The organism is Streptomyces sp. NPDC093260 (genome assembly GCF_040683715.1).
In the GTDB taxonomy this organism is placed as follows: domain Bacteria; phylum Actinomycetota; class Actinomycetes; order Streptomycetales; family Streptomycetaceae; genus Streptomyces; species Streptomyces sennicomposti.
On sequence record NZ_JBFBEK010000037.1, the window covers coordinates 1 to 11,843 of the forward strand.

Sequence of the window (11,843 nt, forward strand, 5' to 3'; positions counted from 1 at the left end):
AACACACTTCCCCCCCCCGACGCTCTACCGATCGCCGCGGCCACCGCTGGGGCGGCCGCCGCGACCGCCACGGCCGGCTCCGGCCGCGCCGGGGCGGCCGCCCCGGCGCGTGACACGAGCCTGGCCGAGACCGGCGGTGACGGCGGCACCCCGTATCTGGCGGTCGGTGGCGCCGCGGTCCTGGCGGCCGGCTCGGCGGTCCTGTTCCTCTCGGTCCGGCGGCGTGCCGCGACCGGAGGCCGGCACGGCCGCTGAGCGGCCGCACGGACGCGGGGCCTGTCCGGCGGCTCAGGCCGGACAGGCCCCGGTCATGTGTGCGATGGGTGTGCCGGCGTCAGCTGAAGACGGACGCGCAGTTGGTCGTGGTGGCGTGCGCCGGGTCGAGGGCGTTGGCCACCTCGTGGAAGGCGATGCGGTCGGTCAGGGCGATCGCCAGGTGCTCGGACAGGTCCACCGCGCACAGGTCCTGGAGCAGGACGTTGCGCACGTCGGACCCGGTCAGGTACTGGCTGCGCCAGGGCGTGGCCACCTCGTCGTACTTGGTGGCGATGACCGTGTAGTGCACGCCGGGCACAGTGTCGCCGCCGGCGTTGAGCTTGGTGAGGAAGGCGGAGCCGGGTATCTGGTCGGCCAGGCCCGGGGTGGCGGCGGAGATCAGGCCTTCCGCGCCCGGGAAGTACGGCAGCAGGTTGGTCAGGCCGCTGATGGTGGCGCCGTGGTTGTCGGGCGCGACGCCGACCAGGGCGTTCACCTTGGCGGCGCCGCCTAGGAACTTCAGGTAGTAGCGGGGCATCATGCCGCCCTGCGAGTGGCCGACGAGATCCGCCTTGGCGGCTCCGGTGGCGGCGAGCACCTTGTCGACGAAGGCGGACAGCTGTGCGGCCGACTGGTCGATGGGGCCGAGGCCGTGGAAGAGCGGGACCCCGTCCAACTGGCCGTAGTCGAGGGAGTAGACGCAGTAACCGCGGGCCTCCAGGTACGGGGCGAGGCCGAGCCAGTTGTCGACGGAGTTGCCGAGGGTGCCGTGGACGAGGACGACCGGGCGGGGGTGGGCGGCGGACGGCTTGCAGCTGTAGTCGTTCCAGCCGTGGGACGGGGCGGAGGCGGTGGAGGCGTGGGCGGCGGTGGCGGGAACCGTGGCGACGGCGGCGGCCAGGGCCAGGGCGGCCAGGTGTCTCAGGGCGCGCTTGACGGGCAGCATCGGGTGATCTCCTTGCGGCTCGAGGGGAGGTGCGACGGCATGGCGACGGCACTGAGCCCTGTGATCCGGATCACGAGGATGCTGTTCACCCGTCAAGTTACGGACGAGTAGTGCAACTGTGAAGTTACGCGTCGGTAAAAAATCCGGGGGACGATCGGCGACGGGTGGGTGACGTGAGGTATCGCCTCTGACGAACCGTCACCAAGCCGGCCGGATCGGACCGTACGGCGCGAGGTGCGTCAACTGCCGGCCAAGCCAACACACTTGCTCATCACCGATGACCTCGCCCCAGGCCCGTACGGCGTCGGCGGCCGACTCCTCGGCGGCGCGGGTGCACGCCCGGCCGCGCTCGGTCAGCACGATCAGCCGGGCGCGCGCGTCCTCGGGATGGGGGCGGCGCTCCGCGTACCCCTTGCGCACGATCTCGTCCACGAGCTGGCTGGCGGCCTGCTTGGTGACGCCGAGGTGGGAGGCCAGCTCGGTGACGGTCGCCCCGGCCGGGGACAGCCGCGCGAACGCGAAGCCGTGCGCGGGCCGGAGCCCCTCGAAGCCGCGGGCGACGACGCCCTCGTGGATGCGCTGGGTCAGCTCGCCGGCGACGGCGAGCAGGGCGGCGGACAGGCCCATGGCCTCGGAGTTCTGCACGGAGGCATTGAAACACCCTTGACGAAACGGTTAAGCAGGTTGACCATAATGGCGAGCCATTTGGTCAAGTAACTTGACCATTCATTTGGCGCCGTTCACCCTTTCCCGGCCACCGCCCACCCTGAGGAGCCCCCCATGCCCGTCGTCCGCGCGTCCGACGCCGTCACCCACGAGATCCACGGCGCCCGCTTCGTCTCGTACGCCGCCCCGCGCACCGGCGCCCGGGAACTGTGCGCCTGGCGCGGCGAGATCCCCGCGGGCACCAGGGCGCCCGCGCACACCGTCACCCACGAGGAGATCTTCCATCTGCTCGACGGCGAACTCCTGATCACCCTGGACGACCGCACCGAGCGCGTCACCGCGGGCGACACCGTGATCGTCAACGCCGGTGCTACGCTCACCGTGGAGAACCCCACGGACCGCTCCGCCGTCTCCTGGGTCACCACCTCCGTGGGCCTGCGCGCCCACCTGGCGGACGGCACCGTGCTCACCCCGCCGTGGACCGGCTGACCGTCTACGGGCGGCGGTCACGCGGCCAGCGTGCCCGGCATCACCGCGCGCGGGCCGAACTTGGCCCGCGCGCGGTCCGCGACCTCCTCGATCCGGCGCACCTTCTCGTCGACGGGGTCGAAGGTGAGCTGGTGGGACGCCTGTTCGGCGGAGGTCAGGCCCTCGGCGCGCAGGACCAGCGCGCGGACCCGGGCGCGCTGGAGGCCCAGCGCCTCGTACATGCCGTAGGCGGCCCCGGTCAGCGCCGCCGAGTGGGCGGTGGGTTCGGCCAGGGTGCGGCTGCGGACCGTGGCCGAGCGGTCGGCGTAGCGCACGGTGAGGGTCAGGGTGCGGCAGACCGTGCCGACGGCGCGCAGCCGGGCGCCGAGTTCCCCGGCGGCCGACAGCAGCGCCCTGCGGTGCCGGTCGGGGTCCAGCTCGTCACGGTCGAAGGGGCGTTCGGTGGCGAGCGACCGGGAGACGGCGTTGGGGACGACCCGGCCGCGGTCGACGCCGTTGGCCTTCTCGTGCAGTTCGCGGCCCGTCTTCGCGCCGACCAGACGCTGGAGCGTGGACAGGGGCGCCGCGGCGACCCGGCCCAGGGTGTCGAGGCCGTACTCGGCCAGGGTGCGGGCGGTCGCCGTGCCGACGCCGGGCAGCGCGACGACGGGCCGCTCGGCGAGGAACTCCGCGACGGCGGCCGGGTCGCCGGGCACCGCGCGGGTGCGGCCGAACCGGGCGTCGCGCAGGGCCATCCGGGCCAGCATCGGGCCCGGCCCGGCGCCGATCAGGCAGTCCACGCCGTAGCGGGCGAGCGAACGGACCCGGATCACGGAGGCCAGTTCGACCGCGCCGCGGCCGAAGTACCGTTCGGCGCCGCGCAGATCGGCCAGCGCGCCGTCCGGCGGCAGCGCCTCCACGACCGGGGTGAACTCCTCCAGCAGTCCGAGCAGCCCCGGCAGGGCCGCCTCGTACACCGGGGGCAGCTGGAAACGTACGCAGAGAACAGTCATCCCGCACTCCCTGGACTCTGATGCCACAACTTCCTTCCACTGGCGGGCCCTTCCCCCGCCGGCCGCAGGTCCGCCCACGGATGCATCTCGTAGCCGGTGGACATGCGGATGCGTCGTCCGCGGGCGGTGTCCATCGGGTCGGGCGCGGCGGAACCGGCGGGCGCGGGGCGTCCGTCCGATCCGGCGAGCCGGGCCCGGCGCGAGCCGTCGCCGTCGCCGCCCTCGCCGTCGGCCGGGGCGTCCCCCGGTGGTCCGCCGGGGCGGGCCAGCCGGGCCGCCACCTCCTCCAGGCCGCCCTCGGCGCGCAGTTCGGCCAGTTCGGCGAGGTTCCAGGCCGCGGCGCCCACCACGCTGAGGCTGCGCGGGCCGCGCCGCTGCACCACTCCGCGCACCAGCAGCAGCCAGGAGTGGAAGACGGTGTGCGCGCAGGCGTCGTGGGAGTCGTCGAAGAAGGCCAGGTCGACCAGGCCGGTGCCGTCGTCCAGGGTGGAGAAGATGACCCGTTTGCCGGACCGGATCGGCGGGGTCTGGGTGGCCGCCTTGGCGCCGGCGACCAGCACCGTCTCGCCGTGCCGCGCCTCGCGCAGGCGGCGCGCGGAGACCACGCCCAGCTCGTCGAGGAACGCCCGGTGGTCGTCCATCAGGTTGCGTGAGGCGTCCATGGACAGCACCCCGAGTTCGGCGCTGAGCTTCTCCGCGTCGGACAGGTCGGGCAGCCCGGCGGCGGCCGTCTTCTTCCCGCCGGCCAGCGGGAGTTGGCCGCCGCCCGCACCCCGGGCGCCGCGGTGCAGTTCGGTCAGGTGCAGTTGCAGGTCACGGCGGTTGGCGCCGAACGCGTCCAGCGCGCCCACCTGGGCGAGCCGGCCGGCGATCGGGCGGCTCGGCCGGGCCCGCTCCCAGAAGTCGAGCAGGGAGGCGTAGGGCTGGCCGGCCGCGATCCGCGCCGCCTCGGCCTCGCTGATGCCGTGCACATCGCAGAGGGCGAGCCGCAGCCCCCACCGCCCGGCCGCCGCGGACCCCTTGGCCCTTCCGGGCGCCCCGCCCCCTTCCGGCACCCCCTTTTCAGACACCAGTTCGATACGGTGGGCGACTCCCGAGCGGTTCACGTCCAGCGGCAGGATCGGCACCCCGCGCCGCCGCGCGTCCGCCAGCAGCAGCCGCTTGGGATACATCCCGGGGTCGTGGGTGAGCAGTCCGGCGTAGAAGGCGGCCGGGTGATGGGCCTTCAGCCACGCCGACTGGTACGTCGGCACGGCGAAGGCCACCGCGTGCGCCTTGCAGAAGCCGTACGACCCGAACGCCTCGACGATCTCCCAGGTGCGCTGAATCGTTTCTGCACCGTATCCCCGCTCCGCCGCCCGCTGGGCGAACCACACCTTGATGCGCCCCTGCGACTCCGGGTCGGACAGCCCGCGCCGCACCCGGTCCGCCTCGTCCCGGCCGCAGCCGGTCATCAGGTGCACGATGTGGATGATCTGCTCGTGGAAGACGACGACGCCGTACGTCTCCTCCAGCGGCTCCCGCAGGTCCGGGTGCGGATAGCGCACCGGCGCCCGGCCGTGCCGCGCCTCGATGAACGGCCGCACCATGTCGGCGGCGACCGGCCCGGGCCGGAAGAGGGAGATGTCCACCACGAGGTCGTGGAAGTCGGCCGGCTGGAGCCGCCCCACCAGGTCGCGCTGGCCCGGCGACTCGATCTGGAAGCAGCCGAGCGTCTCGGCGGAGCGGATCAGCCGGTACGTCGCCGGGTCGCCCGGTGGCACGGCGTCCAGGTCGATCCGCTCCCCCGTGGTCCGCTCCACCTCCGCGACCGCGTGCGCCATCGCCGACTGCATCCGCACGCCGAGCACGTCCAGCTTGAGCAGCCCGAGGTCCTCCACGTCCTCCTTGTCGAACTGGGACATGGGCAGGCCCTCGCCGCTGGTCGGCACCACCGGCGTCCGGGCGAGCAGGGAGGCGTCGGACAGGAGCACCCCGCAGGGGTGCATGGCGATCCCGCGCGGCAGGGCGTCCAGCGCCTCGACCAGCTCCCACAGCCTGCCGTAGCGCTCCTTGTGCCCGGCCAGCGCCTTCAGTTCGGGCAGTTCCTCCAGGGCGGCGCGGGCGTCGCGGGCGCGGATGTGCGGGAAGGACTTGGCGACCCGGTCGATCTCGGCGGGGTCCATGGACAGGGCCGCGCCCACGTCGCGGACGGCGTGCCGGACGCGGTACGTCTCCGGCATGGCGACCGTCGCGACCCGCTCGGCGCCGAACCGGCCGATGATCCGCCGGTAGACCTCCAGGCGGCGCGCGGACTCCACGTCGATGTCGATGTCGGGCAGCACGAACCGCCGCTTGGACAGGAAGCGCTCCATCAGCAGCCCGTGCTCGACCGGGTCGGCGTGGGCGATGCCGAGGAGGTGGTTGACGAGGGAGCCGGCCCCGGAGCCGCGCGCGGCGACCCGGATACCCATCTCCCTTACGTCGTCGACCACTTGGGCGACGGTGAGGAAGTAGGAGGCGAAGCCGTGGTACGCGATGATGTCCAGCTCCTCGTGCATCCGCTCCCAGTAGGCGCGCCGGCCTGCGTAGCCGCGCAGCACCATGCCCGCGGCGGCCCGGGAGGCCAGCGTGCGCTGGGCGGTGCGGCGGCCCGCGCCGACCAGGTGCGGCTCGGGGAAGTGGACGGCGCCCATGCCGAGGTCGTCCTCCGGGCCGACCAGGCACTCGGCGGCCGTGGCCCGGGTCTGCTCCAGCAGGCGGTGGGCGGTGTCGCGGCGGAAGCCGGCGGCCTCGACGATCCGCTCGGCCGCGTGCAGCATGGCGCCCGGGTCCTTCAGCCAGGCCTCCCCCGAGTCCAGTTCGCCGGCCGCCTCGATCGGGACCAGGCGGCGGGCGGCGTCCAGCACGTCGGCGACCGGTCCCTGGCCGGGGTCGGCGTAGCGGACGGCGTTGCTGAGGACGGGGCGCACCCGCTGCTCGGCGGCGAAGCCGACGGTGCGGGCGGCCAGCCGCAGTGAGCCCGGGCCGGTGCCCTTGCGGCCGTGCCAGACGGCCTCCAGGCGCAGGGCGTCGCCGTAGACCTCGCGCCAGGGGACGAGGAGCCGCGCGGCCCGGTCGGGGCGGCCCGCGGCCAGCGCCCGGCCGACGTCGGAGTCGGGGCCGAGCAGGACGGTGAGGCCGTCGGCGTGGTTGTCGGGCCAGGCGAGCAGCGGGGTGTCCGCCGGAGCGGCGTGGGCGGCGGTGACCAGACGGCACAGGTCGGCCCAGCCGCGGGCGCCGTCCCGGGCGAGGAAGGTGACGCGGGGCGCCGACTCGTCGACGAAGGCGCCGCCGCGCACCGGAGTACGGCGCCGCTCGGGCCGCACGGAGCCGTCGCGTCCCGCGGGCGCCGTGCGGCGCGCCACGGAGCCGTCGGGGCGTACGGCGGCGTGTCGGGCGGAGGGGGCGGGGCGGGGCTCGGCGACCGCCAGGTCGACGCCGAACAGGGGGCGGACGCCCGCCGTCGCGCAGGCCTTGGCGAAGCGGACCGTGCCGGCGAGGGTGTCGCGGTCGGTGAGGGCCAGGGCGTCCATGCCCCGCTCGACGGCGCGCTCGGCCAGCCGCTCCGGGTGCGAGGCGCCGTAGCGCAGGGAGAACCCGGAGACGGTGTGCAGATGCGTGAAACCCGGCACACGCACCTCCCGCACCTGTGAGCCGACAGCGGCTCTCGAACATCAGTTCCAACTACCTCACCACCCACCATACCCCCATCCTCGAACATGCGTACGACATCCGTGCGGACGTGTCCGACCTGCACAAACGCCGGCCCGCTCCGGGCACTCGCACCCCGGGCCGGGCGCTCGGGCGGCCCCGGGCGGCCCGGCTCCGCCCGCGCGTACGGTCATCCGTTCGGGTGTCCTCCACCTGCGGGGACGGCCGTCGCCACGCAGCGTGAGGGCATGAGCCACCCCCACGCCCACCGGCACCACCACTCCTTCCGCCAGGAGCTGAGGGACGCCATCACCCCCCGGGCCTCGCTGCTCGTCCTCGGTGTGCTCGCGCTCCAGCTGCTGTTCGTCACCTCCTACGTGGGCGCGCTGCACAAGCCGACGCCCACGGACGTGCCGTTCGGCGTCGCGGCGCCCCGGGCGGTGGCCGGGCAGACGGCGGACCGGCTGCGGCGGCTGCCCGGCGCGCCCCTGGACCCGCGCACGGTGGCCGACGAGGCGGCGGCCCGCCGGCAGATCCTGCACCGGGACCTCGACGGCGCGCTGGTCGTCGCCCCGGCCGGCACCACCGACACGCTCCTGGTCGCCTCCGGCGGCGGCAGCGCCCTCGCCACCACCCTGGAGAGGATCGTCGGGGCGACGGAGAAGGCCGAGGGCCGCACGGTGCGGACGGTGGACCTGGCCCCCGCCTCCGCCGGCGACTTCGACGGGCTGTCGTCGTTCTACCTGGTCGTGGGCTGGAGCGTGGGCGGCTATCTGTGCGCCTCGATCCTCGCCATCAGCACCGGGGCGCGGCCGGCCGACCCGCGGCGCGCCTCGATCCGGCTGGCCACGATGGCGCTGGTCGCGATCGCGGGCGGGGCGGGCGGCGCGCTGATCGTGGGACCCGCCCTGAACGCCCTGCCGGGCGGGGTCCTCCGGTTGTGGGGGCTCGGCGCGCTGGTCACCTTCGCGGTGGGCGCCGCGACGCTCGCCCTCCAGGGGGTCCTCGGCGTCGTCGGCATCGGCCTGGCGATCCTGCTGGTGGTGATCGCGGGCAACCCGAGCGCGGGCGGCGCCTTCCCGCTGCCGATGCTGCCGCCGTTCTGGAAGGCGATCGGCCCCGCCCTGCCGCCGGGCGCGGGCACCTGGGCGGCCCGCTCGATCGCGTACTTCCGCGGCAACGCCCTCATGGACGCCCTGCTGGTACTGGCGGCCTGGGCGGCCGCCGGGGTGACGATCACCCTGCTGGCATCGGCACTCCGAAGAGGACGGGCGGCAGCGGCGGCGGGAGCGGTACGCCCGCCGGGGGCGGCCGTGGAGGCGCCCTCGGACGCGGTACGCCCGGAGGGCGCGGGCGTGGGGGCGCATCGGTACGGCGGGCAGGGGACGGGCTTGGTGGGAGGCGGCGCCGAAGCAGGGCAGGCCAAGGGCAGGGGCGGTTCCGACGCGGGGCCGGTCCCGGAGGGAGGCGGTGCCGGCGGGGATGCGGCCCTGGAGGGAGGCGGTGCGGCCGCGGGAGCGGCCCCGGACCGGGGCGGTTCCGGCGCGGGTCCGGACGGTGGTTCCAGCGGGGTGGAAGCCGGCGGAAGCGGTGCCGGCGCCCGGCCGGCCGCTCCGGCCGTCCCGCCGGAGGCGAGTAGTACTCCGCAGCAGGCGACGGAGGAAGCGGGCGGTGTCCCACCGGGGCACAGCGGCGCCCCGCCGCAGGGGGCCACCCCGCAGCCCGGCGCGGACGACGCCTCGCCGGGGGCGGCACGGTCCGGCACGGGCAGCGCCACCCCGGAGGCGGCCGGCCGGCCCGACACGAGCGCGGCGGCTCCGCCGGAGACGAGCGGTGCTCCTCCAGGCGCGACGGTCTCCGTCCCCGAGGCCACCGCCTTCCCGTCGGAGTCGAGCGGCACCCCGCAGGCGGCCGCCACCCGGTCCGGCGGGGGCGTCGTCCCACCGACGTCAGCGCCCCGGCCCGCGGCGGACGAGGCTGCTCCCGCCGCCGTGGGCGAAGAGGCCGCAGGGGAAGGCGAAGCCGCACAAGCCGCCGCAGACGGAGAAGCCCTCCGCGAGGGCGCGGCCGCGCAGGGCGCCGCAGGCGGAGCGGCCGCCTCCGGAAGCCAGGTCGTACAGCCCGCCGCAGGCGAAGAGGCACCCGGAGGCGAGCCCGCGCAGGGCGCCGGCCGGGCGCGGGCCTGGCCGGGGGCCGGTGAGGGGGACACCTTCGTCGATCCCGGCTCCGGGGCGGGCCCCGGTCCGGAGGCTCCCGCCGCGCGGCCCGGCCCGGACGCGTGAGAGCCCCGCTTCCCGCCGCCGCTGGAGACGGAGCGGGGGAGCGGGGCTCGCACGGTTCCCGTGGGGGGCTCAGCCGGGCGGTCAGCCGATCTGCGCGCCGGTCGCCGACAGCGCCTCGGTGACCGGCTGGAAGAACGTCTCGCCACCGGACGTGCAGTCGCCGCTGCCGCCGGAGGTGAGCCCGAGCGCGGTGTCGCCGTCGAACAGCGAGCCGCCGCTGTCGCCGGGCTCGGCGCACACGTCGGTCTGGATGAGGCCGCTCACCGTGCCCTCGGAGTAGTTCACGGTGGCGTTCAGACCGGTGACCGTACCGGTGTGCACATGGGTCGTGGAGCCGCTGCGGGTCACCCGCTCGCCGACCGTCGCCTCGCCCGCCCGCGTGATCGCCTGGGTGGAGCCGTCGTAGAGGTCGACCGCGCTCGGGTGGTCGGCGGACCCGGTGTACTTGACCAGCCCGAAGTCGTCACCCGGGAAGCTGGACCGCTCGTTGCTGCCGATCGCCGTCCCGCTGGAGTCCGACCAGGCGGAGATGGCGGCGGTGCAGTGCCCGGCGGTCAGGAAGTACGGCTGGCCGTCCTTGACGACGTTGAAGCCGAGCGAGCAGCGGCCGCCCGCGCCGGTGATGGCGTCGCCGCCGGCCACGAAGGGTTTGAACTGTCCCTTGGACCGCTGGAGTTCGGCCTTCGTGCCGAGCGCTTCGACGACCTTCGCGAGCTTGGCCCACGCGGCCTGGGAGACCGTCCGGTCGGCGGTGACGACGACCTTGCCGCCGACCGGGTCGACGGCCCACGAGGTGCCGGGGATGGTGGCCCGCTCGGCCAGCGTCGAGCGCGCGCCGTCCAGTTCGGCGAGGGTGTGCTCGACGATTCTGGCCCGCGCGCCCGCCCGCTCGACCCGGTCGGCGGCGGCGCGGTCGAGCACGTTGACCACGAGGTTGCGCGACCCGGCGTCGTAGTAGGCGCCCGCGGTGTCCGCGCCGAGGTTCTTCAGCAGGTTCGAGGCGAGCTTTCCGGCCGCCGGGGCGGACAGCACGCGGGCCTCGGGGGTGTGCGTGGGCTCACTGGCGTTCGCACTCTGGAAGGTGACTCCCGCGGCGACCAGCGCGGCGATGCCCGCGCCGGCCAGGGCGGTACGGCGTCCGGGTATGCGTCGGTGCTTCAACTGTCGTCCTTCTGTGGGGGGATCGGCCCGGAAGGTTGTGGGGGCCTCACGGGCCGGAAGGCGGTGGAACGGCGCCCACTATTCCGAGGCCCACAGCGAACACACAAGGTCGAGATCTGGACGGGCCTACATCAACCTGCGTACGCAACCTCGGCCTTGACTCGCCCGAGGCCACACCGTCCGCGTTCGCACCGCAAACACTACGGGCGAGTAACCGATAGGCGCTCCGTGAGGACTAGTCCTGTCCGGAAACCGCCCCTCCGGGAACCTCCCTTCGTTCCGCGCACGAGAAGGCTTCGGTCCGCGCACGGCACATCCTCGCAACGCGCACACCGCCCCCGCGCCCCGCACACAACGCGAAACCCCCGTACGCCTGTTCGCGTACGGGGGCTTCACCTGTCGCCGGCGCAGGTACGGCGCGGGCCGGGGCCGTGCGCACGGCCCCGGGAGCGGGGGGCGTCAGTAGACGTGGACCCCGTAGGCGCTCAGCGCCTCCGTGACCGGCTGGAAGAAGGTCGTGCCGCCGGAGGAGCAGTCGCCGCTGCCGCCCGAGGTCAGGCCGTAGGCGACACCGCTGTTGGAGTACAGCGGACCGCCGGAGTCGCCGGGCTCGGCGCAGACCGTGGTCTGGATCAGCCCGGAGACGACGTCGCCGCCGCCGTAGTTGACCGTCGCGTTGAGCGCGGTGACCCGGCCGCTGTGGATGCCGGTGGTGGAGCCGCGGCGGTAGACGGTGGTGCCGACCGAGGGCGTGGCCGCGCTGGTGATGTCCACGCTGCCCACCGCGCCGGACTTGGTCACCGAGCTGTTGGTGTAGCGCACGATGCCGTAGTCGTTGCCGGGGAAGGAGGAGCCGGCGGTGGAGCCGAGGGTGGTGGAGTGCGACGAGTTCGACCACCAGGTGCCCGCGCCGTCGGTGCAGTGACCGGCGGTGAGGAAGTAGTAGTTGCCGCTGGAGTCCTGGACGTTGAAGCCCAGCGAGCAGCGCCAGCTACTCGCATAGATGGCGTCGCCGCCGGAGATCAGCTTGTTGAACTTGCCGGAGGTGCGCTTGATGGTGAGCGCGCCGGAGTCGGCTCCCGCCTGCTGCTTGATGCGGGCGATCTGCGCGTCGGAGACCCGGCTGTCGGCGGTGACGACGACCCGGTTGGTCTTGCTGTCGACCACCCAGGCGGTGCCCGGGATGTCGGCCTTGAGCACCGAGTCGCTCGCCTTGGTGAGCTGCGCGGCGCTGAAGGTTCCGGTGTCGGACGCGTTCGCGCTGGGGACCGCGAACGCGGCGGCGGCCACGAGGCCGGCGGCGATGGCGACCGCCCGGGTCTGTCTCGTGATACCGCGGGGGGCAGTGCGCTTGATCCTCACTTTTCGGTCCTCCACAAA

The 11,843-nt window shown here is 74.6% G+C and carries 8 protein-coding genes and 1 pseudogene; 3 read left to right on the forward strand and 6 right to left on the reverse strand.

Annotation, left to right across the window (positions count from 1 at the left end; all coding sequences use genetic code 11):
• On the forward strand, positions 1–255 hold a 255-nt coding region (locus tag AB0N63_RS32245; protein ID WP_365534699.1), incomplete at its 5' end, for an LAETG motif-containing sortase-dependent surface protein.
• Between the two features lie 79 nt (positions 256–334).
• On the opposite strand, the gene AB0N63_RS32250 is transcribed toward AB0N63_RS32245, so the two are convergent.
• Together AB0N63_RS32250 and AB0N63_RS32255 are read right to left on the reverse strand one after the other, a co-directional pair.
• Entirely contained in the window at positions 335–1,201 is an 867-nt protein-coding gene (locus tag AB0N63_RS32250; RefSeq protein ID WP_365534702.1) for an alpha/beta fold hydrolase, read from the reverse strand.
• A gap of 198 nt (positions 1,202–1,399) precedes the next feature.
• Positions 1,400–1,846, reverse strand: a complete 447-nt coding sequence (locus AB0N63_RS32255; protein ID WP_365534704.1) for a MarR family winged helix-turn-helix transcriptional regulator — start codon at positions 1,844–1,846, stop codon at positions 1,400–1,402.
• A 135-nt stretch (positions 1,847–1,981) separates the two neighbouring features.
• Here AB0N63_RS32255 and AB0N63_RS32260 point away from each other — a divergent pair, with 135 nt between their 5' ends.
• The gene (locus tag AB0N63_RS32260; protein WP_365534706.1) at positions 1,982–2,356 is read left to right on the forward strand and encodes a cupin domain-containing protein; all 375 of its coding nucleotides are present in this window, start codon (positions 1,982–1,984) and stop codon (positions 2,354–2,356) included.
• Between the two features lie 17 nt (positions 2,357–2,373).
• On the opposite strand, the gene AB0N63_RS32265 is transcribed toward AB0N63_RS32260, so the two are convergent.
• Both AB0N63_RS32265 and dnaE read right to left on the reverse strand, forming a co-directional pair.
• Complete coding sequence (locus AB0N63_RS32265) at positions 2,374–3,348, reverse strand: hypothetical protein (RefSeq protein ID WP_365534709.1); 975 nt, start codon at positions 3,346–3,348, stop codon at positions 2,374–2,376.
• Positions 3,345–7,001 carry a DNA polymerase III subunit alpha gene (dnaE, locus tag AB0N63_RS32270; protein WP_365534819.1) on the reverse strand — a complete coding sequence of 1,219 codons (3,657 nt, stop codon included), beginning with the start codon at positions 6,999–7,001 and terminating at the stop codon, positions 3,345–3,347. Before dnaE ends, AB0N63_RS32265 begins: the two co-directional genes overlap by 4 nt.
• A 267-nt stretch (positions 7,002–7,268) precedes the next feature.
• On the opposite strand from dnaE, the pseudogene AB0N63_RS32275 reads away from it, so the two are divergent.
• Positions 7,269–8,291 (forward strand): annotated as a pseudogene (locus AB0N63_RS32275) (DUF3533 domain-containing protein); the annotation flags it as partial.
• A gap of 1,092 nt (positions 8,292–9,383) precedes the next feature.
• Here AB0N63_RS32275 and AB0N63_RS32280 read toward each other — a convergent pair.
• Together AB0N63_RS32280 and AB0N63_RS32285 are read right to left on the reverse strand one after the other, a co-directional pair.
• On the reverse strand, positions 9,384–10,463 hold the full coding sequence (locus AB0N63_RS32280) for a S1 family peptidase (RefSeq protein WP_365534712.1): 1,080 nt from the start codon (positions 10,461–10,463) through the stop codon (positions 9,384–9,386).
• Between the two features lie 459 nt (positions 10,464–10,922).
• Entirely contained in the window at positions 10,923–11,825 is a 903-nt protein-coding gene (locus AB0N63_RS32285; protein ID WP_365534715.1) for a S1 family peptidase, read from the reverse strand.
• Positions 11,826–11,843: the final 18 nt, after the last annotated feature.

Coding starts and splice junctions, on each gene's coding strand:
- AB0N63_RS32265 (WP_365534709.1), bottom strand. CDS start 3,348: ATGACTGTTCTCTGCGTACGTTTCCAGCTGCCCCCGGTGTACGAGGCG.
- AB0N63_RS32260 (WP_365534706.1), top strand. CDS start 1,982: ATGCCCGTCGTCCGCGCGTCCGACGCCGTCACCCACGAGATCCACGGC.
- AB0N63_RS32250 (WP_365534702.1), bottom strand. CDS start 1,201: ATGCTGCCCGTCAAGCGCGCCCTGAGACACCTGGCCGCCCTGGCCCTG.